The following is a 21,133-nucleotide window of genomic DNA, read 5'->3' as shown; positions in this document are numbered from 1 at the left end:
GCGGAGCCGCACGAGTCGAAACGCGGGGACTGCTGATCACCCTCCGGGCGTGAGCACCAGCGTCTCGACGGTCGCCGCATCCACGGCATCCGCCGAGAACGCCCAGTCCCGCTGCACGCCCGCCGCCCAGTCGGCGGTCTGATCCGTGTAGTGGTCGTCGAAGGCGTGCCCTGAGGCGCCGGTGAGGTGGATCCAGCTCGACGCGTCGAGGTCGGACATGTCCACGACCATCCGCATGGACGGGACCGTCGTCGTCGCGTACGACTCGCCGAGCTCCCACCCGGTGGCGTTCACGATCGACGGGCCGCCGCCGACCGTGTAGGGCCCGCGGTTGAACAGCCACTCGATCGGGGCGATCCCGGACGAGCCGAGAGTGTCGCTGACGAGGCTGAGGGCGTGCAACCCTCCCCAGTTCCAGCGCGACGGCGTCTCGCCCTGCAGGCCCGCGAGTTCGTCGTACGCCTGCTCGGCCGAGAGCTTCAGCATCGCGTCCATGCCGTCCACGTCGATCGCCTCGTTGACCCAGAGAGGATCCGCAGGATCGTCGAGCATCCCGCCGACCACCGCGAACAGGCGGCTCTGACTCCCCAACGGCAGCGGCGTCTCGCGATTCGCGAAGATGTTCTGCGCCAGGTTCGACCACAGCACGTTCGCGTACGCCGCCGCGGCCGACGTGGCGCTGTTCTGGGCATCCCAGGTGCGCAGCAGCGAGACGGCGGCCTGCGGACCCTTGCCGTCGACCTCGATGCCGCCCATCGCCGTGGCCAGCTGCTTGCCGATCCACATCTCGTCGTCCATCTGGATCTGGCGCATGTCCTGTGCGGTGAGCGGTGCCGCCGCCGCGCGCCGCTCGATCATATGCGCGATGCGCGCGGCGCGATAGCCGTAGTCCCAGTCGCGCGAGAGGAAGTGGGCGTAGTCGTCCGTGACGATCGCATTGTTCGCGGTGACGATGTATCCCGAGGTCGGGTTGTACGCCACGGGGAGCTCCTCGAACGGGATGAACCCTGTCCAGTCGTACGCGCTGTCCCAGCCGGGCTGCGGCAGCCAGCCGTCGCCGGTGCCGCGCGTTGGCAGCCGCCCGGGTGTCTGGTAGCCGATGTTGCCGTCGACGTCCGCGTAGATGAGGTTCTGCGCCGGCACATCGAAGAGGGATGCCGCATGGCGGAAGTCGTCGAAGTCCTGCGCCGTGGCCAGCGCGAAGATCGCGGTCGAGGCGGTGCCGACGTCCAGTGCCGTCCAGCGCAGGCTGATCGCGTACTCGCCCTCAGGGACCTCCGGCGCACCGGCCAGCGGAAGCACCGTGCCGCCGGTGCCGACCACGGGATCGTCTGCGACCTCCGTGAAGTCATCGGTCAGGCCGGAGATGATCGGGCCGTGCACGGTCTCGCGGATCGTCAGGGGGACGTCGGCGGCGCCTGCGACCTTGATCGTCTCCTCGCGGACCTCCAGCGGCACGAGCTGGCCGTCGCGCCAGTACGAATCGCCGTCGACGCGCTCGACGTAGAGGTCGGTGACGTCGGTGGTGAGGTTCGTGAACCCCCAGGCGACCTGGGCGTTGTGCCCGATCACGATGCCGGGCAGGCCGGAGAACGAGAAGCCGCCCACGTCGAACGGGCACTCCTCGGTGACCTCGGAGCACTTCAGCTGCACCTGGTACCAGACGCTCGGCAGCGAGGCGCCGAGGTGCGGATCGTTCGAGAGCAAGGGCATCCCCGATTCGGTCAGCGAACCGGAGACGACCCACGAGTTCGAACCGATGCCCTCACCCACGTCGCCGACCAGCAGGCTCGCGGCTTCGATGACGGAGTCGGCCTCCTGCCAGTCCACCGTCGTCATGGCGGCCTGGGCGTCCGCCTCGCCGTCGGTCGGCGCCGTGTACGCGGCCGGCTCGGCCGTCGTGTCGGAGCCGAGCGCGGGGACGGTGGAGATCTTCGGGACGATCACCGGGTTCTGATCGAACGGGTAAGCGGGGTACAGCTGCTCCAGCAGCGTCTGCGTCGTCGCGGCATCCGTGCCGTCCGCGCCCAGCTGGGATGCCAGGATCGCGCGCTCGGTCTCGTCCTCGATGTTGGTGCGGAGGTCCCATGCCATCGCCTTGAGCCAGGCGACGGAGTCCGCCGGCTCCCACGGCTCGACCTCGTAATCCGGATTCTGGATGCCGAGCACGGCGTACTCCAGGCTGAGATCGGCGCCGCTGCGCGTGGCGAGATACGCGTTCACGCCGTCCGCGTACGCCTGGTAGTAGCCGAGCGTGGTCTCATCCATCGCCGCGACCTCTTCCTCGGCGACCTCGCGCCAGCCGAGAGTGCGCAGGAACATGTCGGTCGCGACCTGGGATTCGCCGAACATCTCGGCCACCCGCCCGCTGGTCACGTGCCGGCGGAAGTCCATCTCGAAGAACCGGTCCTGCGCGTGGACGAAGCCCTGGGCGCGGAAGAGATCGTCGGAGCTGTCGGCCGTGATGGTCGGGATGCCCGAGGCATCGCGCTGCACGGTCACCTGCGCCTCGAGACCGGGAAGCTCCACGGTGCCGGAGGTCTGCGGTAGCGAGCGGCTGATCGTCCAGGCGACGAAGAAACCAGTCGCGACCGCGATCACGACCACGGCCGCGATCACGGTGAGCAGGATCGCGCCGATCCGTCGCCCGACCGAGCGGCGCGGCGCGGCGGATTCGGGCTCAACTGTCGTCATCGTCATGGAGTCCTTCGGGTAGTGCCGTGAGACCCGGTTCCACCGGATCGGGGTGCGCGTGTCGGGTCACGCGCACCCCGAATCATACCTATCTCCTCGGCGATGGCCGCATTCACATGAGCTTCGTGGAGGCCAGAGCCCTCAGCAGCTTCTGGTTGAACGCGATGAGCGGCAGACGCAGCACCAGGCCGAGCAGCAGGGCGGGCACGATGAAGGCCACCAGCAGGCCCAGCGAGACCCAGTAGTCGTTGTCGTAGATTCCCGCGATCGCGGAGCGCATCGCGTTCACCGCGTGTGTCGCGGGCAGGAAGGGACTGACGTTCTGGAACCACTGCGGCAGCAGCTGCAGGGGGTAGGCGCCGCCGGAGCTGGAGATCTGCACCACCAGCATCAGCACGGCCAGGGCCTTGCCGGCGTTCCCGAACGTGACGACGAACGTGTAGATGATCAGCGTGAACACCATCGACATCACCCACCCGGCCAGGATCAGCAGGAACGGATGCTCTGGTTGGATCTGCGTGAAGAAGATGCTGCCGAGGCACACCAGGGAGCTCTGCAGGAACCCGACGAACGCGAAGATGCCGAACCGGCCGAGGTACGTCTGAGCGGGCGAGAGGGCGGGCAGGTCGGAATCGGGTCCCTGCGGGGGATCGACACGGATCGACACCGAGATCAGCAGGGCGCCCACCCAGAGCGCGAGCACGGTGTACAGCGGCGTCATCGCCGCACCGAAGCTGACGACGGAGTAGACCTCCACGCGCTCCAGGGCGACGGGCTCGGCGAGATGGGCGGCGAGAAGGTGCGGGTTAGCGCCGATCACCTCGGTGAGCTCCGAGAGGTCGCCGGTGTCGATCGCGGTCTGCAACGCCGCTGCGAGCTCGTCGAAGCGGTCAGCCGCGTCGGTGAGCGAGACGGACATCTCCGTACTCAACGACTCGGCGCGCTCCAGCACCGTGCCGAGCGAGTCCGCTCCGGACAGCGAATCCGCCACGGCGGAGAGCTGATCGCCGACCGAGTCGACGTCGTCGCCGATGGTCGCCAGCGTGTCGGCGAGCTGGTCGAGCTGGGGCTGCAGGCTGTCCTCGTAGGCGTTCTTCGCATCCGCGACGGCGGCTTTCGCGCTCGCGACGAGCGCGGTGATCTCGTCGTGGGTCGCCTGGATCTCGGCATCCGCCCCGGTGACATCCGTGGCGGCGGTCTCCAGGCGGTCCTGCAGGTCCTGCTGCCGTGCGATCGCCGCATCGATCCGCGATACGGCCCGGTCGAACGCGTCCAGCGCGGCGTCGGGCAGCACCGGGCGGACGTCGTCCACGAGCGCGTCGCGCAGTCCCTGATACTGATCGATCTGCGTCTGCACCCGTGCCGCCGCTGCGCTGATCGCGCTGCTCGCGCTTGCGGAGGACGTGCTCAGCGAAGCGAACACCACGTCGATGCTGTCCGCGACCGCCTGGTAGCCGTCGGCGGTGCCTGCCAGCGCATCTCCGAGGGATGCCGAGGTCGACCGGAGGACATCCTTCAGCGTCCCGGCGGCATCCGTCCCGCTGCCCAGTGCGCCGGTCGCGTCCTGCAGGGCCTCACGGGATCCCGCCGCCAACTCCGCCGCGCTGTCGGCCAGGGGGCGGCTCGACGCGATGAGCGAGGTGAACATGTCCGCCGTGGCCGATGCGGCGCGCAGCTGCGCGGCCGCCTGGCTGACGTGGGCCTGCAGGCGCGTGAGCACGGCCTGGGTGTCCGCATCGTCGAGATAGCCGGACAGCGACGTGATGATGTTCATCCCGACCTCGCTGAGCGTCTCGGTGAACGCCTCGTTGATCGTGGTGGTGACCTCGCTCGCACCCTGCTCCGTGATCTTCGGGGCGAGAGCGTTCTTCTTCTCGTTCGTGTAGTACTCGATCTCGGCGTGCTCCGATCCGCCGGAGTAGAACGTCATCATGTCGGCGCTGAAGGTCGGCGGCAGCACGATCGCGGCGTAGTACTCACCGGACTTCGTTCCGTCGATCGCGTCGTCCTCGGAGGTGATCACCCAGTTCAGATCATCGTTCGCGCGCAGTGCGGACACGACCTGCTCACCGACATTGATCCGCAGCGGCATCAAGTCGCTCTGATAGCCCTCGTCGGTGTTGGCGACGGCGACGGTCAGGTTCTCGGTGTTCCCGAACGGGTCCCAGCTCGCGATCACGTTGAACCAGGTGAACAGCGAAGGGATCACGACGAGGCCGAAGATCACGATGACAGACATCACGTTGCTCATCGCCCGGCGGAGGTCGAAGCGGAACACCTGCAGGATGCTGTTCATTCGCGTGCCTCTCCTTCCGCCTGGTTCGAGTCCTCGGGCTGTTCCGCCTGTTCCGGATCGTCGGATTCGGGCTCGACCATGGGCACCGCCTCGGTGGCGGTCTCGTCCTCGGTCCGACCCGGGTCCTCGGCGACCTCGTCGGTCGCGAACAGGTCCTCGATCACGGCGGTGTCCTCGTCGGAGTCCGCGGTGTCCGCGGCATCCGGACGCTCGAGGACGGCCGTGCGCGCGGACGAGGCGACCGCGGCCGCGGTTCCGGCGCCGGTCCCGGTCACCGGAAGCAGCAGCGGATCGTGCTCGTTCTCGACGACCAGCGCCCGGCGCAGGTCCTCCTCGGGCATCTCGCCCGTTTCGGCGGCGAGCTGGATGCTCTGCTTGATGTACTCCAGGGCGACCAGGGCGGCGATGAGGATCAGGCACCACAGCGCACCCAGCCCCAGGACCGTCGCCTTGGCATCCGGAAGCAACCAGGCGGACAGCGCGAGGACGGCCAGGCCGGCGGCGCCGACGACCAGCGCGAGGCGCAGACGGGCCGGATACCGTTCGGTGAACCGCTGGGCTCGTGCGGCGACCTCCGCGCGGTATCCGTCGCCGTCGGTCAGCGCGCGGATGATCTCGGGCGCACGACGGCGACCGGTGATCTGCACGTCCTCGCTCACCAGCAGCTCGGTTTCGGCGAGACGACGGTTGAACAGCAGCGCGAAGTTCCCCAGCCGGCGGCGAAGGAACAGTCCGAGTGCGAACGCCAGCACCACGAAGACGGCCAATGCCCCCAGGTCCCGCCAGTAGTGGCCGTCGTAGAACCCGCTGACGGTCTCGCGCAGCGCGTCGATGCCGTACGTGAACGGCAGGAACGGGTACAGCCCGCGGAAGAAGTCCGGCATCATCTCGATCGGGTACAGCCCCGATGCCCCGGGGATCTGGAAGATCACCAGCAGGATGCACAGGCCCTTGCCGACGTAGCCGAAGCACACCGAAAGCGCGTAGATGATGCTCAGGTAGGACAAGCCGATGAGCACACCGGTCCCGACGAACGCGAACGGATTCACGGTCTGCACGCCGATGACGAGGTTGCCCACGCACACGAGCACCGCCTGGAAGACGGCGATCGCGGCCAGCAGCATCCAGCGCCCCAGGTACGCCTGGCGGACGGAGACTCCCTCCACCCCCTCGGTGTCGACCTCGAGTCGCATGATCACCATCAGCACGAAGGCACCGATCCACAGCGACAGGTTGGTGAACAGCGGCGCCATCGCCGAACCGTAGGTCTCGGTGGGGAACAGCACGTTCTCGTGGACCTCGACCGGGGAGGCCATGAACTGGGCGATCTGTTCGGGGTCGAGTCCGCTGATCGTGCTGAGTCGATTCCAGATCTCCGCGGCGCTGAGCGCCAGGACGTCGGTGCGCACACCGCTCAGACCCGACTCCGCTGCGGCGAGGTTGCCGTCGAGAGCCGCGAGGGCGTCCACGTTCGTCGCGAGTTGAGCGTTCAGGCTCACCAGCAGGCCCTGCGCCTGCGTCACCTGGGTCTGCTGCGCATCCAGTGCGGCCGAGAACGCGGATGCGCTGGCGGACAGCGCCGACATCGCACTGTTCAGCTCGGGCACGCTCTGCGTGAGCACGTCGCGGATCGCGCTCGCCGAAGTGGCAGCGCCGGCGACGGCGGAGTCGATGGTGTCCGAGGCGGTGGTGACCGAGTCGATCGTGGCCGAGATGTCCGCGTTCAGCTGCGTGAGCTGGTCGAGGATCTGCTGGTCAGCGGCGTTGCGCTCCTTCAGCGCGTCGATGGCCTCGCCGAGCTTCTGCGCAGCGGGCGAGCCGGGATCGGTCTCATCGAGAATCGCCTGCAGTTCGTCGAGCGTGGTGGCACTCGCCTCGACCACGGCCGATACGTCGTCGATCGCGGCGTCGACCGTGACGGTCGTCTGCTGCAGGCTGGTGGACAGCGTCGCGATCGCGGTGTTCATCTTCACCGAGGCATCGGCGATCAGGGTCGCACCGTCGACGTACGCGGACGTGACCTGGTCGGTGAACGTCAGCAGTTCGTGCTGCGCCTCTGCCGTGATCTGCTGCGCCTGGGCGACGCCGTCCTGCACGTCGTCGAGTGTCGTGGCGACGCCACCGAGTGCCGATGCGGCGCCGTCGAGACGGCCCTGGGCGTCGGTCAGACCGCTCTGCAGCTCTGCGATGCTGCCTCGTGCGGCGGTGATCTCGGCGACGGCGTCGTCGAGGGCGGTGATGGTGCTGTCGCGCGCCGTTCCGAGCTGCTCCTCGGCATCCGCACCGGCGCTCTGCAGCTGTTCGGAGACGACCTCGGAGACGGTCGAGACGAACGTGCTGTTGATCTGCGTCTCGATCGTCGATGCGCCGACATCGGTGATCTTCGGCGCGATCGCGTTCGCCTTCTCGTTCACGAAGTATCGGATGACGGGCTGTTCGAACTCGCCGGTGGTGATGCTGAGGAAGTCGCGGCTGAAGTCTTCGGGGATGATGATCGCCGCATAGCTGCGGCCGCTCCTGACGGCATCCATCGCCTCATCCTCGTCGACGAACTCCCAGCCGAGCTGGTCGTTCTTCTCGAGCTCGCCGACGAGTTCGGCGCCCACGTCGATGTCTCCGGTCAGTTCGGAGGTGGCGCCCTCGTCCTGATTGACTATCGCGACGCTGACGTTCTGCGTGTGCGAGTACGGGTCCCAGAACGCCACGATGTTGAACCACGCGTAGAGGGATGGCGTGACGATGACGCCGACGATGATGATCCACGCCTTGCTCACTCGTGCGAGGCGTCCGAGGTCGCGCCGGAAGACGCTCCACGCGTTGGGCGTCATGGCTTCTCCGCCCCGACGAGCTCGGAGTGCGACGCGAGCAGATCGTCCGTTTCGCGCCACGAGAGTCCTGCGATGCTCAGCACCGAACGCACCGCCAGATTCTCGGCGCCGGTATTGGCGGCATCCGTGCGGGACACGACCGTGCGGGCCATCTCCTCGATGAGCCGAGCGACCGTGGGCGCGGGAAGGTCGGAGCGGAGACTGCCGTCGTCCTGGCCGCGGCGCACGAGGTCGGCGACCGTGCGGCGCAGAGGTGCCAGCGCCTCGGCGGTGTCGGCGAGGTGCGCTTCGTCGAGCGCGAGCGCGGCGGCGACCTGCACGTGCGCGGCTTCCTGCCACAGGCGCGAGGCCAGGCGGGCGAGGGCGATGCGGGGATCGGGATCGTCGATCGAGGCGGCGATGGTGTTGAAGCGCTGGGCGCCGTTCGCGATCAGTTCGCGGATGAGTGCTTCGCGGTCGTCGAAGTGTCCGTAGAGGGTGCGTCGCGACAACCCGGCGCTGCGGGCGATGACGTCGACGGACGCGTAGGGGTCGTTCGCCAGCGCGTGGCGGGCCGCGTCCAGGATGCCGGCGCGGTTCTCGACGGCGTCGCGGCGGGGTGCACGGGAGGTCATGCCTTCATGTTACTTAATCTGCACACTCATGTGCAAGATAACTCGATGGTTTCTCAGCAGCCGGCCGCCGAGAACGACGAAGGGGCGGATGCCGCAGCATCCGCCCCTTCGTGCGTCATCTGAGAGAACGCAGACGTCGGCTCGCGGGGATCAGTCGGTGCCGGAGTCGAAGGCGGCACCCTCGGATGCCGCATCCACCGCATCCGCGAGGGCCTCATCCGTCTGGGCGAGCGTGGTGCCCTCGACCGAATCCGTGATCTCGTTCGCCTCGCCGGCCGTGACGCGGCCGACGAGCTCGCCCGTGGCGCCGCCGACGAGGCCGAGGCCCGCGTACTGCTCGAGGCGCGCGCGCGAGTCGGCGATGTCCAGGTTGCGCATGGTGAGCTGACCGATGCGGTCGACCGGCCCGAAGGCGGCGTCCCCGACGCGCTCCATGGAGAGCTTCTCGGGGCCGTACGACAGGTTCGGCGAGACGGTGTCGATGATCGTCCAGTCGTCGCCGCGGCGCAGCCTGATGGTGACGGAACCGGAGATCGTCGAGCCGACCCAGCGCTGGATGGACTCGCGCAGCATGAGCGACTGCGGCTCGAGCCAGCGCCCTTCGTACATCAGGCGGCCGAGGCGCCGGCCCTGCTCGTGGTACGTCGCGAGGGTGTCCTCGTTCAGGATGCCGTTGACCAGGCGCTCGTACGTGATGAACAGCAGTGCCATCGCCGGTGCCTCGTAGATGCCGCGCGACTTCGCCTCGATGATGCGGTTCTCGATCTGGTCGCTCATGCCGAGGCCGTGGCGTCCGCCGATCCGGTTGGCCTCGTCGACGAGCGCAACAGGGTCGGAGTACTCGACGCCGTTGATGGCGACGGGGCGGCCGCCCTCGAACGTGACGGTGATGTCCTCGGTCTCGATCGCGACGGACGGATCCCAGAACTTCACGCCCATGATGGGGTCGACGGTCTCGAGCGACACATCGAGGTGCTCGAGGGTCTTGGCCTCGTGGGTGGCGCCCCAGATGTTGGCGTCGGTGGAGTACGCCTTCTCGGCGGAGTCGCGGTACGGGAAGCCGTGCGCGATGAGCCACTCGCTCATCTCCTGGCGTCCACCGAGTTCGGTGACGAAGTCGGCATCCAGCCAGGGCTTGTAGATGCGCAGGCGAGGGTTGGCCAGCAGGCCGTAGCGGTAGAACCGCTCGATGTCGTTGCCCTTGTAGGTGGAGCCGTCGCCCCAGATGTCGACGCCGTCCTCCTTCATGGCGCGGACGAGCAGTGTGCCCGTCACCGCGCGACCCAGCGGCGTCGTGTTGAAGTACGTCCTGCCGCCGGAGCGGATGTGGAACGCGCCGCAGGCCAGGGCGACGAAGCCCTCTTCGACCAGCGCGGTCTTGCAGTCGATCAGGCGCGACTTCTCGGCGCCGTACTCGAGCGCACGGCCGGGGATCGACTCGATGTCGTCCTCGTCGTACTGCCCGAGGTCGCCCGTGTACGTATAGGGGACGGCACCCTTGTCGCGCATCCAGGCGACGGCGACGGAGGTGTCGAGGCCTCCGGAGAATGCGATGCCGACGCGCTCGCCGACGGGGAGGGACTGAAGGACCTTGGACATGGCTCCCAGTCTATCGGCGCGCGGCGTGTCGCCTTGATCGGCGGGTGCGCCAGCGCGACGGAACGGATTTCGGACGAATTCGTGACGAAAGCGCGAGAACGCCGTCTTACTAATGAGGCCGTTCATTCCGCCTCGCCGACGGCGCCTCACGGCGCCCTGACTGAAGGAGCAGACATGGCTGAGCAGGTTTCCGGCGCAGCGGCCAAGGCTCGTGGCGCCGAGGCGGCGTCGGGAGAGCAGGGGCGCACGGTCATCGACGACGCGGTCGTCGCGAAGATCGCCGGCATCGCGGCACGTGAGGTCGAGGGCGTCTACGCTCTCGGCGGCGGTGCGGCCAGGGTCGTCGGCGCCATCCGTGACGCGCTGAACTCCACGGACCTCACCCAGGGCGTCAGCGTCGAGGTCGGCGAGCGACAGGTCGCGGCCGACATCACGATCGTCGCCTCGTACCCGGTGTCGCTGCAGAAGGTCGCAGCGGACGTCCGCGCCGCCGTGTACCGCGCCATGGAGGAGCTCGTCGGCATGGAGGTCGCCGAGGTCAACGTCACGGTGAACGACGTGCACATCCCGTCCGACGACGAGGACGGCTCAGAGGAGGCGCGAGTCCGGTGACCTCCACGGTGACGGGGGCGATCTTCGCCGGAGCGCTCGCGGTGTGCTGGGTCGCCTTCGGCTTCTGGGCGTTCGTGTTCGTCGCCGTGGCCGTGCTGATCGGGGCCGGGATCGGCCGGATCGTGGACGGTCGGCTCGATGTGCGGGCGATCGCCGACGCGCTGCGCGGACGCCGCTCGTCGTCATGACGGCACGCGGGTCGCTCGACGGCCGGACGACGATCACGACGCGGGCCCTGCAGAGGCTGGCGACCGGCGTCGTCTCGGATGCCGCCGAGGTGGGGGCCGATCGCGTTCGTGTGGACCTGGGGGACCGGCACGGCGCGCTTCGGATCTCGATCACGGTCCCGGTGCTGCTGGGGCGCTCGCAGGATCTCGTGCAGCGGGGAGCCGGGATCAGGGACCGCGTCGTCGAGTCGCTGAGGGAGTGTGCCGGGCGTCGGGTCGGAGTCGTGGACGTTCGCTTCTCGGGGGTCGAACGCACGGACAGGAGAGTGCTGTGAAGGAGAAGGCGCGCGTGTATCGACGCGTTCTGCGCAGGGAGACGCACTCGTCGCGCACGACATCGGCCGTCGTGGCCGTGGCGGTGCTGGTCGTGCTGATCGTCGTGGGGATCGGCGTGATGGCGTGGTCGGTGCTCGATGTGGGGGTCGCGCACCACCTGGTGACGTATCCGACCGGTGCAGGGCTGGGGACCCTGGTCGCGGTCGGGTGCGTCGCCGTTCTCCTGGCCGTGATGTTCCTCGCCGCAGGGGTGCTCCCCGGCAGGCGCCCTCGGCGAGCCCGCACGCTCGCCGAGCATGCGCTCCTCGTGGATGACGGGTTGCTGGCGGATGCCGCGGCTGATGCCGTCGCATCCCGCTGCGGGATCGACCGTGCGCAGGTGAGCGCCGTGGTCGGTCGGCGTAGGGTTCGCGTCGAGATCGTGCCGACCAGCGGCGTCGCGGTCGACGAGGAGTCGGCCAGGCAGGCCGCGCTGCGCGTGTTCGACGAACTCGGCTTCGTGGTCGAGCCCACCGTCGTGGTCAGGGATCGGGGGATCGTCGGGTGAACGCCACCAATCGCGTGGTCAACCGCATCGTGCTGGTGCTCATGGCGCTCGTGCTGGGCGTCGGAGGCGCGATCCTGCTGCTGTACGGGATCGGTCCGGCCTGGGCTCAGCCTCTGCGTGCCGAGATCGAGGGAGCGGCGGCCGCTGGCAGCGGCCTGTTCGGCGACGCCGCCGTGGCGCTGCCCGATGGGCGCGAGGTGCCGATGGCCGCACTCGCTGCGGCGGGTGCCGGGGCGGTCATCATCGTGCTCGCCGTGGTCTTCTTCGCGACACGGGGTGGTGGGCGCTCGTCCACGGTGCTGTCGGTGCGGGACGCGGGCGGCGTCACCTCTGCGGATGCGAGCATCGTCAGAGCAGTCGTCGACGCGGAGCTGCAGGGCCGCTCCGACGTGATCGCCGCGCACACCGACGTGCACGTCGTGCGGGGCGAGACCGTGGTGCGGATCCGCGTGCGTCCGCGTCGCGGTGCCGATCTCGCCGGCGTGCTCGTGGCCGCCGGCACGGCGATCGACGAGTGGGCGGCGCTGTGCGGCACGCGGATGCCGGTGCTGCTGCACTTCGGTGAGCACCGGCTCGTCGACCGGCTCCGATCCGGTACCAGGGTCCGGTGAGCCGATGACGCGGACACGTCTGGATGACGTCGACGACGCGCTGATCGTGGCGCGCGCCGTGGATGGGGACACGGCGGCATTCGCTGTGCTCGTCCGCCGCTACGCGCCCCTGATGAGGGCGCACACGCGCCGTCTGCTCGGGGGAACCGCCGACGTCGACGACATCGTCCAGGAGACGCTGGTCGTGGCGTGGCAGCGTCTGGATGAACTCGACGACCCTGCCGCGGTGCGCCCATGGCTCATGCGGATCGTGAGCCGCCGCGCCATGGACCGGATCCGGGCGACGCGAGTGCACCTCGACGTGAACGAGATCGATCACGAGACGCCAGTAGAGACGTCGCCGCCGCGGATCGTGGAGGCGAGGGAGCGTGCCGCGGCGCTCGACGACGTGCTCAAGGAGCTTCCGGAGGCGCAGCGGCAGTGCTGGGTCCTGCGCGAGCTCGGCGGGCAGTCGTACGAGGAGATCGCCGAGGAGCTGTCGATCCCGGCATCCACCGTGCGGGGCCTGCTGGCCCGTGCACGCAAGTACATCATCGTGAGGATGGAGCAGTGGCGATGACCCCGGACTTCGACCATGAGCATCTCGACGGCCACACCATCCAGGAGCTGAGCGCGTATCTCGACGCCGGACGGGAGCCGGCGGATCCGTCCATCGACGACTCGCCGGGTTGCCGGCTGGCGTTGGACGCGCTGGAACGCCTGCACGGCCTGGCCCCCGAACTCCTGCAGGCCGACGAGGAGGACCTCGCCAGTGTCGATGACACCTGGGTGGCCGCCGTGATGGCGGGGATCGCGCTGGATGCGCGCGCAGGAAGACGGATCCCGTACGTGTTCGGCATCGGCGATCTCGCGATCACCGAGGGGGCCGTGCGCGGGCTGGTCCGCGGGGCCGAGAACCGGGTGCCCGGCGTGCTGGTCGGCCGATGCCGTTTCGACGGTGACGTGTCGCAACCGGGCGCTCCGGTCCGGGTCGACGTCGACATCAGCATCCTCTACGGGCGTCCCGTCGGCGAGACTACCGCCGCCGTCCGTGCCGAGATCCTGCGCGATCTGCACCAGCACACCGACCTGGCGATCATCGGCGTCGACATCAGGGTCCATGATGTGCACCTGCTGCCGACCGCCGAGAGGGGGAGTGAACGATGACCGACCAACGTCTGGTCACGGCGCTGGAGGCAGCGGTCCTGGCCGTCCCCGGTGTCGTCGGGCTGTATCGCTCCGGCACGCTGCTGGGCAACGCGCTGGAGGCCGCGACGCAGGCTGTCGGACTCCGCGACGCGGGGTCGCGACTGCGGATCTCGGAAGAGGCGGAGCGCACCAGGGTCGAGGCGGCGATCGGCGTGAGCGAGACCGCTGCCGCGTCGATCACGGTCGCGCGCGTGCGCGACGCGATCATCGAGGTCGTGGCAGAGCACGCGCTGCCACCCGCCGACGTCGTGCTGACGGTCGTGCGGGTGGAACCGACCTGAGACGGCGGGTCAGGTGCGCCGGGTAGCGGCATCGTCGTCGCACTTCGCTGGCGCCCGAACAGCCGCGTGCCGGATCCCCGGCGCCTCGGCATCCGTCCGACGTGTCGGCCTCAGGATGCCGGGGGACACGCCGCGCGGCACTCGACCCGTCCGGGATTTGGCACCAGAGTGATGCTCGGAGGTGCGACATGGGCGAGGCGATCCTGTGGGGAGCCGTGGCGGCGGCGCCGCTGATCAGCGGTGCCGTACTCGCGACACTGCGGCCGTGGCCGCCCCAGTGGCTGGGTATCGTCCTCGGATTCGGCGCCGGTGCCCTGATGGCATCCATCGCGTTCGAGCTCTGGGAGGAGGGACTCGATCTCGCGGGCCCCCTTCCGCTGGCGATCGGCGTCGCGGTCGGCGCGGCCTGCTACTACCTCGCCAATCGCATCGTCGAGAAGAGGGCGACGGCATCCGCGGGGTCGCAGGGTGCTCCGCTCGCGGTCGGCGCGCTGCTGGACGGCATCCCCGAGCAGCTGGTGCTCGGTATCGGACTCGCCTCGGGTGAAGGCGTGAGCGTCGCACTCGTCATCGCGATCCTCGTCTCCAATCTGCCCGAGTCGATCGGCTCGGCGTCCGATCTGCTCGACGGCGGCATGAAGCGCACCCGCGTACTCGGGCTCTGGGCGGGCGTCGCGATCGTGTGCATGCTGGCGACGGTGGCGGGCTTCGCCCTGGCGGATGCCGTGACGACCGAGTTCCGCGCCGCGGCCAGCGGATTCGCGGCCGGCGCCCTGCTCGTCATGCTCGTGGACTCGATGGTCCCCGACGCGCAGTCCAAGGCGAAGGACCTCACGGGTCTCGCCACGGTCCTCGGTTTCGCGGTCGCAGCCGGCCTGTCGCTGGCGAGCTGATCCGGCTTCAGTACCCCGGGTAGTCCTGGAGCTTCTGCTCGAACTCCGCCCGATCGGCGTCGCTGAGCAGTTCCGGCGCGAGGAACATGATCTGCAGTCCCTCGACCGGCTCGCCGGTGCGGGCGGCCTGCGCCTCGCGGGATGCCGTGAAATCGCCCGTCTCGTCGTGCGAGGTGTCGTAGATCGTGGCGTAGAACCGGCGCGGACCGGGGTAATCGTCGCTGTACCACTCCCACACGTCCTGCGACCGGGGGTCTGCGGAGCCGTAGAGCTTCTCCAGCATGGACTCGTCGAGCCCGGAGGACGCGTCGTTCAGCGAGATGATCCCCCACATGTCGTGCTCGGCCAGCACGTCGTCGATCACGTCCATGACCTCGAGCTTGCGGTCGTGGTCCCGGATCGGCTCGTTCGTGCCCCACTTCGCGGAGGTGTACTGCACGAGCAGGGATTCGCCGCCGTAGCCGTTGCGCTCCGGGCGCAGGTCCTCGTCGCCGGCCTGGGTCCAGGTGTACCCGAACTCGTCGCTGAGGCGTTCCCGGATGTCGGCGAGAGTCGCCTCGGACGACTCCCGCACCTCTTCGAGCGACGGCTGCGCGAGGATGTCCGAATTCGGGGTGCCCTTGACGCCGGGGTAGGCCTCCTCGTGCTTCTGCTCCTCGGTCTTCTGGCCCTCGTAGCTGCCGGACGCCGAGGTCTGCACGGCTCCCATCGCGCCGACCGTCGCAGTGTTGAACAGCAGCGCGATCGAGAGGGCGACGGCTCCGAGCCGGCGTCCGCGCCGTGTGACGAGCGCCGCGATCGCGACGCCCAGCACGAGCAACTGCAGAGCGAGCATCGTGACGCCGTAGATCGTGTCGGTTCCGCCTGCGAGGAACGTGCCGAGCAGGATCACCGCGAACAGGATGCCGGAGACGAGCGCGATCCAGCCGACCGCGTTCGCCGGCTGCTTCGGGGTCTCGCTCGTCGCGACCGCGTTCTGCACGGCGACGGCAGCGGGGTCGGGAGTGCGACGTGCACCGCGGTAGCCACCAGGGGGCGGCAGCGGCGGGGCGCCGTCGGAGTTCGTGACGTAGCGGGCGCGCCGCTCTTCGGGATCTACCATGGCTTGTCCGTCCCGGAGCCAGAGCCGTCGCCGTCCTCGTTGTCCTGGCGCTCTTCCCGGCCCTGGTTCAGTCGATCTTCGAGGTCGCCGAGCTGATCGTCGCTCGGTCCCTCCTGCTCCGGCTGCTCCTGCGGCTCCTCGCCCTCGCCGTTCTGCTGCTGCTCCTGCTGTTGCTGCTGCTGTTTCTGCTTGAGACGTTCCTCGGTCTCCTCGATGGTGTCGCCCATGCTGCGCTCGGGGTCGGAAGACTGCTCATCGGACTCTGGTTCCCCGCACTCCGCCGGCGTCTCCAGCGTCACCGTGAGCGCTTCCGCATACAGGGCGGCGGCGCCGGGGCCGTCGCCCTCGTCACGAGCCGCATCGCCCATCTGCTCGATCACGAGCGCGAGATTGACGCGCACACCGCAGACCTCGAGACCGTGCGCGAGGGGCAGCGCCTCCTCGAACTTCGCGCGGGCCTCGGGCAGCTGCATCGAGCCGGCGAGACCAGTGCCGACGTTGAACGGCGCCTTGTACGGCTCGAACCAGTTCAGGAACTCCTGTCCCTCACCGGCGCGGATCGTCCCCTCGTAGTCGCCCACGACGTACGACGTGATCGACTGGTGCGCGAACGCGTACATGCTGAGCAGCTTGCCGGTGAACAGCAGTGCGGCCACGGTCAGCGGGAGCGTTCCGATCACGATCCACTTCCGGATGCTGCGTCGTCGCCGGTTCGCGGCCAGCAGCGCGGCGGCCGCGTCGGTCGAACTCGGAGCGGTCATCGGTCACCCCCTGGTCGCGAGGACAGCCCACGCAGCCGCGCGACGCGCGCGGTCGCCACGGCGAGTTCGACGGCGAGCAGCAGCCCCATCGCAACCGCGGCGATCCAGTACAGCTCGATCACGTTGCCCACCTCACCGGACTCGGCGTAGTTCGTGGTCGTGGTGGGCGCCTCTGGCAGCTCGATCGCGGCATCCGCCGTCCGATGCTGGTACGGGATGCCGAGTTCCTCGGCGATGGTCTGCAGATTCGTCTCGTCGATCACCGACAGCGCGTCCGCGCCCTGGTACTGGATGTACGAGTCGCCGGTGTCGCCGAGGGATGTGTCCTTCATCGGGCCGCCCTCCGCCGTGCCGTAGCCGAGCATGATTCCGCCGTCGGTGTACTCGGCGCTCGCCGCGAACGACTCGGGCTCGGTGGCGGCCGTCTGCTCGCCGTCGCCGAAGTAGAACACCATCCGCGAACGATCCGGCGAAGACGAAGCCGCGCTTTCCAGCGTCTCGGACACCAGTGCGCTCGCCACGCCGATCGACGAGCCCTGCGACTGCGACGTGACTTCGGGGCGCAGCACCTCCATCGCGGACGCGAGAGCGGTGGTGTCGGTGGTCAACGGCATCCGCAGTTCGGCTGTGGCGTCGAACGTGACCAGCGCGAAACGCGCGCCGGGGTACTCGTCGATGATCGCCTGCACGTCCGCGCGGACGCCGTCCAGGCGCGGCCGGTCGCCGTCCCAGTCCTCCGCGACGATGCTCGCCGTCGTGTCGACGACCAGGACGACATCGGTGTCGGTCGCGAGGGTCTGGCTCGTCCCGCCGGGGATGCCGGGGCGCAGCAGCAGCGCACAGCACGCCAGGACGAGCAGGAGCCGTCCGACCCACAGCATCCGTGCGCGCAGGTCGGGCGCCTTGACCAGGCAGAGCACGGCGACCGCCGCCAGGGGCAGGCCGATCAGCGCGATGAGCCAGGGATTCAGGACGGGTTGGAAGATCACAGTCGCACCCTCCACAGCACCACGATGAGACCGAGCACGGGGAGCACCAGCAGCACGATCCACAGGTTCGGGTCGTCGCTCCACACCACCTGCGCCTGCCCGCGGAGCTCGGTGGCCTCCTCTTCCTGCACCTGCGTGACGATGTCCGCGACCGTCGTCGTCTCGCGCAGGCCGAAGGCCGCCCCGCCCGTCGCCTCGGCCGCGGCGATGAGCTCCTCACTGGGTTCGGTGTCCTTGCCCTCGACCGGGTTCAACGCGAACACGCGGATCTCTTTGGATGTCGCGTACGCCGCCGCCTCCTCCAGGGTCACGATCGACGCGCCGTTGACCTCGTTGTCGGTGGCCAGGATGATCGAGCGGCTGCGTTCGTCGCCCTCGTGGTCGAAGCCCATGGAGCAGGACGCGAGCCCGTCGCCGATCAGCGAGGCTCCTGGTCCGTTCAGGGTGCCGACCCAGTGCTCCGGGATGTCCTCGACGTACTCGAAGCTGTCGCTGATGCGCTGCAGATGCTCTCGGACGAAGTCGTAGTCATCCGTCAGGGGGAAGATCTGCACGGCCGAGCTGTTGAAGATCGTCAGGCCGATGCGCTCGCCCTCGAAGCCGTCCAGCAACTCGTCGAAGACGGTCAGCACCTCGACGTCGACGTCGGTCATCGAACCGGAGACGTCCAGGCACAGCATGATGTCGCGGCTCGTGTTGACGGGCTGGATGGTCTGCGACGACATCGGCCGGGCGGCGACGACACCCGCGAGCAGCACGGCCACGGAGGCGAGAGCCAGCAGGCCGCCCAGAGCGAGGGCCCGCCGGCGCACCGCCTGCCGGAACGAACCCAGACTGCGCAGCCGCTCGGCGCGGGCGATCGGGGCCGCGTCGGAGGCGGCATCCGCTCTGCGTCGGCGCAGGCCGACCAGCAGGCCGATGCCGGCGGCGATCAATACGGCGAAGACGGCGCCGACGAGCATCCAGATGTTCGCTAGTTCCATGCCGTCACCACCGTGCGGGCCGCGGAGATGCCGGCGGCCGGATCGATCGCCGGACCGCGGCGGAACACGCTGGGGTAGTAGTGCCGGTGCAGTGCATCGATGAGCGCCGGATGCACACCCATCGCGATGAGGTCGTCGAGCGCGAGCACTGGTGCCTCGACGCCGCTGTACTCGTTGACGAACGCGCGTACGGTGCGGCTGAGTTCGAGGTTGGCGCGCTTGGCGTCGATGTCACCGGCGCCGTAGGCCGCCTCGATGCGGTCGATCTGCTGCAGGTATTCGGCGCGCAGCACCGCGAGCACCTCGTCGATCCTGGTCGGCCCCAGCGGTGCGGCGCCAGCGAGTTCCAGGCGGCGCTTCGGCCGGGTCAGGAGGACGACGATCCAGGCGGCCAGGATCAGGACCGCCAGGATGCCGACGGCGAGCAGCATCCAGCCCCAGCCGTACTGAGCAGGAGGGTAGAGCTCGTCAGAACCGGACATTGGCCCTCCGGTTCAGCATGCGCAGGAGGTCGGTGACGGCATCGTCCTGCGTGCTCAGATCGACGCGGCTGATCTCGAGCCGGTCCAGCAGTTCGTCACGGCGTGCGGCGTCGGCGGCGGCGAGCGCGGTGAGCTCGCGCACGATCGCCTCGTCGCCCTGCACGAAGTCCGGCACCTGCCAGCGGCTGTAGACGTCCGCGCGGACGCGGCCGGTCGTGTGATCGAGCACGGGGTCGGCGTCGCGCAGTGCGATCCACAGGACGTCGTGCTGCACGCGCAGTCGGCGCAGCAGCCGCTCGGTCTCGTCGGTCACCGGCGCCTCGTCGGTGACGACGACGAGGATCATGCGCCGCGAGACGGTGCGGGCGACATAGCTCAGCAGCCCTTCGCGGTCGCTCGGTGCCGCGCTGGTGCCGATGGCGTGATCGATGCGCCGGAGGGCGTGCTCGAGTGCGCCTTCGCTGCGCGCCGGCGCCATCCGCCGGATGCCGGAGGCATCGCCGTGCACCACGGTGAAGTCGTCGCCGTGGCGCAGCGACAGGATGCCGAGGGCTCCCGTCGCGAGGATCGCGAGCTCCTTCTTCGGACGCTCGTCGTGCGCGAGCGCGGTCATGCCGCGGCCGGTGTCGACGACGAACATCACGGTGTGCATCCGCAGCGCCCGGTGGCGCTTGACCAGCGGCGTGCCCTGTTTCGCTGTCGCACGCCAGTCGATGTCGCGCACCTGATCGCCGTACTCGTAGGCGCGCAGGTCCTCGAAGTCGTGGCTGCGCCCGCGCATGAGCGACGCATACGCGCCGTCGAGGGCGTGCATCGACTTCTGCGACGAGTGGATGAAGAGCTTCGCCCTCACCCTGGTGATCAGGCTGGCCATGGACTACGGGGTCGGCACCGCGGCGAAGATCTGGTCGATGATGTCCTCGCTGCGCACGCCCTCGGCATCCGCTTCGAACGTCAGCAGCACGCGATGGCGCAGGACGAGGTGGCGGAGCGTGCGGATGTCCTCCGGGACGACGTGCGTGCGCCCCATGAGGAGGGCGAGGGCCCTGGATGCCTGCAGGAAAGCGATCGAGGCGCGGGGGCTGGCGCCGTACTTGATGAGGCGGGCGCGCTCCTCGCCGATGTACGGAGCCGGGTTCCGCGTGACGTACGCGAGCTGGACGATGTAGTTGCGGATCGAAGCATCCACGTACACGCGGCTCGCGATGTCCTGCAGCTGCTCGATGTCGGCGAGGGAGACCGCGCTGCCGACGTGGCGGTCGGGGTCGAGCACGCCGGAGTCGATGCGGTTGAGGATCTCGAACTCCTCGGCGGGGCTGGGGTACTCGACGATCTCCTTGAGGAGGAAGCGGTCCATCTGCGCCTCGGGGAGCTCGTAGGTGCCCTCCTGCTCGATCGGGTTCTGCGTCGCGATGACGAGGAACGGCCTCGGCAGGTGGTGCACCTCGCCGCCGATGGTGGTCTGATGCTCCTGCATCGCCTCGAGCATGGCCGACTGCGTCTTGGCGCTGGAGCGGTTGATCTCGTCGAGCAGCACGAAGTTCGCGTGCACCGGACCGAGCACTGTGCGGAACGATCCGGTCGCGGCGTCGTAGATCTGGTTGCCGGTGATGTCGCTGGGGAGGAGGTCAGGCGTGCACTGGATGCGCTTGAACTGCGCGCGCACCGTGTCGGCGAGGGTGCTGGCCGCGGTGGTCTTCGCGAGGCCAGGGACGCTCTCGAGCAGGATGTGACCGCCGGCGATGAGGGAGATCAGCAGGCTCAGTCGCAGTCTCTCCTGGCCGACCATCTTGGCCGAGTACGCGTCGGTGATGATCCGGAGGATCTCGGTTGCGCGGGAGAGCTCGGCATCCGTCGTCTGCGGACCGGATGCCGCGGCGGCGGTGGTGGCCGGCGCCGACGCCGGTGCGCTCATCGTGGTGGGGACGCTGCTGATCGGCGGCGCGGGCGCTGGCGGAGGCGGAGGGACCGCCGGGCCGCCGTTCGACGCGGGGTAGGGCTGGTTCATCTCGGTCTCCTCGCTCGCACCGGGGAGACACGTCGATGCCGCCCCCGAGAAACAGCGTAACCCGCGCGGGTTGCCGTCCCCCGAACGACCGACAGACAGCGGGGCAGGTGCGTCTCTAGAGTGGAGGCGCCGTTGCGCTCAC

General features: G+C 69.1%; 21 protein-coding genes. 9 read left to right on the top strand and 12 right to left on the bottom strand.

All coding sequences use genetic code 11. The annotated features are described in order from the left end of the window. Positions 1–36: 36 nt before the first annotated feature. The 5 genes from ACI7YT_RS18640 to argG form a co-directional block, all read right to left on the bottom strand. Complete coding sequence (locus ACI7YT_RS18640) at positions 37–2,694, bottom strand: penicillin acylase family protein (protein WP_406247732.1); 2,658 nt, start codon at positions 2,692–2,694, stop codon at positions 37–39. Between the two features lie 112 nt (positions 2,695–2,806). Further along, positions 2,807–4,990, bottom strand: coding sequence for a YhgE/Pip family protein (locus ACI7YT_RS18635; RefSeq protein WP_406247730.1), 2,184 nt, complete (start codon positions 4,988–4,990; stop codon positions 2,807–2,809). Beyond that, positions 4,987–7,818 (bottom strand): YhgE/Pip family protein, encoded by a 2,832-nt coding sequence (locus ACI7YT_RS18630; protein WP_406247728.1) that lies wholly within the window; start codon positions 7,816–7,818, stop codon positions 4,987–4,989. Before ACI7YT_RS18630 ends, ACI7YT_RS18635 begins: the two co-directional genes overlap by 4 nt. After that, positions 7,815–8,432, bottom strand: a complete 618-nt coding sequence (locus ACI7YT_RS18625; protein ID WP_406247727.1) for a TetR/AcrR family transcriptional regulator — start codon at positions 8,430–8,432, stop codon at positions 7,815–7,817. Before ACI7YT_RS18625 ends, ACI7YT_RS18630 begins: the two co-directional genes overlap by 4 nt. A gap of 150 nt (positions 8,433–8,582) precedes the next feature. Next, positions 8,583–10,031, bottom strand: coding sequence for an argininosuccinate synthase (argG, locus tag ACI7YT_RS18620; RefSeq protein WP_406247725.1), 1,449 nt, complete (start codon positions 10,029–10,031; stop codon positions 8,583–8,585). A 174-nt stretch (positions 10,032–10,205) separates the two neighbouring features. Here argG and ACI7YT_RS18615 point away from each other — a divergent pair, with 174 nt between their 5' ends. The 9 genes from ACI7YT_RS18615 (at position 10,206) to ACI7YT_RS18575 (ending at position 14,666) form a co-directional block, all read left to right on the top strand. Further along, positions 10,206–10,643 (top strand): Asp23/Gls24 family envelope stress response protein, encoded by a 438-nt coding sequence (locus ACI7YT_RS18615; RefSeq protein WP_406247723.1) that lies wholly within the window; start codon positions 10,206–10,208, stop codon positions 10,641–10,643. After that, positions 10,640–10,831, top strand: coding sequence for a DUF2273 domain-containing protein (locus tag ACI7YT_RS18610; protein WP_406247721.1), 192 nt, complete (start codon positions 10,640–10,642; stop codon positions 10,829–10,831). The genes ACI7YT_RS18615 and ACI7YT_RS18610 overlap by 4 nt, the downstream gene beginning before the upstream one ends. Then, the gene (locus tag ACI7YT_RS18605) at positions 10,828–11,145 is read left to right on the top strand and encodes a hypothetical protein (RefSeq protein WP_406247720.1); all 318 of its coding nucleotides are present in this window, start codon (positions 10,828–10,830) and stop codon (positions 11,143–11,145) included. The genes ACI7YT_RS18610 and ACI7YT_RS18605 overlap by 4 nt, the downstream gene beginning before the upstream one ends. Next, on the top strand, positions 11,142–11,693 hold the full coding sequence (locus ACI7YT_RS18600) for a hypothetical protein (protein ID WP_406247718.1): 552 nt from the start codon (positions 11,142–11,144) through the stop codon (positions 11,691–11,693). The genes ACI7YT_RS18605 and ACI7YT_RS18600 overlap by 4 nt, the downstream gene beginning before the upstream one ends. Further along, complete coding sequence (locus ACI7YT_RS18595) at positions 11,690–12,304, top strand: hypothetical protein (RefSeq protein ID WP_406247716.1); 615 nt, start codon at positions 11,690–11,692, stop codon at positions 12,302–12,304. Before ACI7YT_RS18600 ends, ACI7YT_RS18595 begins: the two co-directional genes overlap by 4 nt. Before the next feature lie 4 nt (positions 12,305–12,308). Beyond that, positions 12,309–12,863, top strand: coding sequence for an RNA polymerase sigma factor (locus ACI7YT_RS18590; RefSeq protein WP_406247715.1), 555 nt, complete (start codon positions 12,309–12,311; stop codon positions 12,861–12,863). Further along, complete coding sequence (locus ACI7YT_RS18585) at positions 12,860–13,450, top strand: hypothetical protein (RefSeq protein ID WP_406250624.1); 591 nt, start codon at positions 12,860–12,862, stop codon at positions 13,448–13,450. The genes ACI7YT_RS18590 and ACI7YT_RS18585 overlap by 4 nt, the downstream gene beginning before the upstream one ends. After that, positions 13,447–13,773 (top strand): hypothetical protein, encoded by a 327-nt coding sequence (locus tag ACI7YT_RS18580; protein ID WP_406247714.1) that lies wholly within the window; start codon positions 13,447–13,449, stop codon positions 13,771–13,773. Before ACI7YT_RS18585 ends, ACI7YT_RS18580 begins: the two co-directional genes overlap by 4 nt. 188 nt (positions 13,774–13,961) lie before the next feature. Further along, complete coding sequence (locus tag ACI7YT_RS18575) at positions 13,962–14,666, top strand: ZIP family metal transporter (RefSeq protein WP_406247713.1); 705 nt, start codon at positions 13,962–13,964, stop codon at positions 14,664–14,666. Between the two features lie 7 nt (positions 14,667–14,673). On the opposite strand, the gene ACI7YT_RS18570 is transcribed toward ACI7YT_RS18575, so the two are convergent. Genes ACI7YT_RS18570 through ACI7YT_RS18540 form a run of 7 tightly spaced genes read right to left on the bottom strand, consistent with a single transcriptional unit; the run spans position 14,674 to position 20,991 of the window. Further along, the gene (locus ACI7YT_RS18570) at positions 14,674–15,768 is read right to left on the bottom strand and encodes a hypothetical protein (RefSeq protein ID WP_406247711.1); all 1,095 of its coding nucleotides are present in this window, start codon (positions 15,766–15,768) and stop codon (positions 14,674–14,676) included. Next, on the bottom strand, positions 15,762–16,529 hold the full coding sequence (locus ACI7YT_RS18565) for a hypothetical protein (RefSeq protein WP_406247709.1): 768 nt from the start codon (positions 16,527–16,529) through the stop codon (positions 15,762–15,764). Before ACI7YT_RS18565 ends, ACI7YT_RS18570 begins: the two co-directional genes overlap by 7 nt. Further along, positions 16,526–17,518, bottom strand: coding sequence for a vWA domain-containing protein (locus ACI7YT_RS18560; protein ID WP_406247707.1), 993 nt, complete (start codon positions 17,516–17,518; stop codon positions 16,526–16,528). Before ACI7YT_RS18560 ends, ACI7YT_RS18565 begins: the two co-directional genes overlap by 4 nt. Further along, positions 17,515–18,501, bottom strand: a complete 987-nt coding sequence (locus tag ACI7YT_RS18555) for a VWA domain-containing protein (RefSeq protein ID WP_406247705.1) — start codon at positions 18,499–18,501, stop codon at positions 17,515–17,517. Before ACI7YT_RS18555 ends, ACI7YT_RS18560 begins: the two co-directional genes overlap by 4 nt. Further along, complete coding sequence (locus ACI7YT_RS18550; protein ID WP_406247704.1) at positions 18,492–18,983, bottom strand: hypothetical protein; 492 nt, start codon at positions 18,981–18,983, stop codon at positions 18,492–18,494. The genes ACI7YT_RS18555 and ACI7YT_RS18550 overlap by 10 nt, the downstream gene beginning before the upstream one ends. After that, positions 18,970–19,857 (bottom strand): DUF58 domain-containing protein, encoded by an 888-nt coding sequence (locus ACI7YT_RS18545; RefSeq protein WP_406247702.1) that lies wholly within the window; start codon positions 19,855–19,857, stop codon positions 18,970–18,972. Before ACI7YT_RS18545 ends, ACI7YT_RS18550 begins: the two co-directional genes overlap by 14 nt. Positions 19,858–19,860: 3 nt before the next feature. Continuing rightward, complete coding sequence (locus ACI7YT_RS18540) at positions 19,861–20,991, bottom strand: AAA family ATPase (protein WP_406247701.1); 1,131 nt, start codon at positions 20,989–20,991, stop codon at positions 19,861–19,863. Between the last annotated feature and the right edge of the window lie 142 nt (positions 20,992–21,133).

Source organism: Microbacterium sp. M, from assembly GCF_045181065.1.
Taxonomy (GTDB): Bacteria; Actinomycetota; Actinomycetes; order Actinomycetales; family Microbacteriaceae; genus Microbacterium.
Note: the sequence above shows the minus strand (reverse complement) of the source record. Positions and strands in the feature narration are given on the sequence as shown.

Excerpts from the sequence above, each read along its gene's own strand:
- ACI7YT_RS18640 (WP_406247732.1), bottom strand. The coding sequence starts at position 2,694 with ATGACGACAGTTGAGCCCGAATCCGCCGCGCCGCGCCGCTCGGTCGGG.
- ACI7YT_RS18635 (WP_406247730.1), bottom strand. The coding sequence starts at position 4,990 with ATGAACAGCATCCTGCAGGTGTTCCGCTTCGACCTCCGCCGGGCGATG.
- ACI7YT_RS18630 (WP_406247728.1), bottom strand. The coding sequence starts at position 7,818 with ATGACGCCCAACGCGTGGAGCGTCTTCCGGCGCGACCTCGGACGCCTC.
- ACI7YT_RS18625 (WP_406247727.1), bottom strand. The coding sequence starts at position 8,432 with ATGACCTCCCGTGCACCCCGCCGCGACGCCGTCGAGAACCGCGCCGGC.
- argG (WP_406247725.1), bottom strand. The coding sequence starts at position 10,031 with ATGTCCAAGGTCCTTCAGTCCCTCCCCGTCGGCGAGCGCGTCGGCATC.
- ACI7YT_RS18615 (WP_406247723.1), top strand. The coding sequence starts at position 10,206 with ATGGCTGAGCAGGTTTCCGGCGCAGCGGCCAAGGCTCGTGGCGCCGAG.
- ACI7YT_RS18605 (WP_406247720.1), top strand. The coding sequence starts at position 10,828 with ATGACGGCACGCGGGTCGCTCGACGGCCGGACGACGATCACGACGCGG.
- ACI7YT_RS18590 (WP_406247715.1), top strand. The coding sequence starts at position 12,309 with ATGACGCGGACACGTCTGGATGACGTCGACGACGCGCTGATCGTGGCG.
- ACI7YT_RS18585 (WP_406250624.1), top strand. The coding sequence starts at position 12,860 with ATGACCCCGGACTTCGACCATGAGCATCTCGACGGCCACACCATCCAG.
- ACI7YT_RS18580 (WP_406247714.1), top strand. The coding sequence starts at position 13,447 with ATGACCGACCAACGTCTGGTCACGGCGCTGGAGGCAGCGGTCCTGGCC.
- ACI7YT_RS18575 (WP_406247713.1), top strand. The coding sequence starts at position 13,962 with ATGGGCGAGGCGATCCTGTGGGGAGCCGTGGCGGCGGCGCCGCTGATC.
- ACI7YT_RS18570 (WP_406247711.1), bottom strand. The coding sequence starts at position 15,768 with ATGGTAGATCCCGAAGAGCGGCGCGCCCGCTACGTCACGAACTCCGAC.
- ACI7YT_RS18565 (WP_406247709.1), bottom strand. The coding sequence starts at position 16,529 with ATGACCGCTCCGAGTTCGACCGACGCGGCCGCCGCGCTGCTGGCCGCG.
- ACI7YT_RS18555 (WP_406247705.1), bottom strand. The coding sequence starts at position 18,501 with ATGGAACTAGCGAACATCTGGATGCTCGTCGGCGCCGTCTTCGCCGTA.
- ACI7YT_RS18550 (WP_406247704.1), bottom strand. The coding sequence starts at position 18,983 with ATGTCCGGTTCTGACGAGCTCTACCCTCCTGCTCAGTACGGCTGGGGC.
- ACI7YT_RS18545 (WP_406247702.1), bottom strand. The coding sequence starts at position 19,857 with ATGGCCAGCCTGATCACCAGGGTGAGGGCGAAGCTCTTCATCCACTCG.
- ACI7YT_RS18540 (WP_406247701.1), bottom strand. The coding sequence starts at position 20,991 with ATGAACCAGCCCTACCCCGCGTCGAACGGCGGCCCGGCGGTCCCTCCG.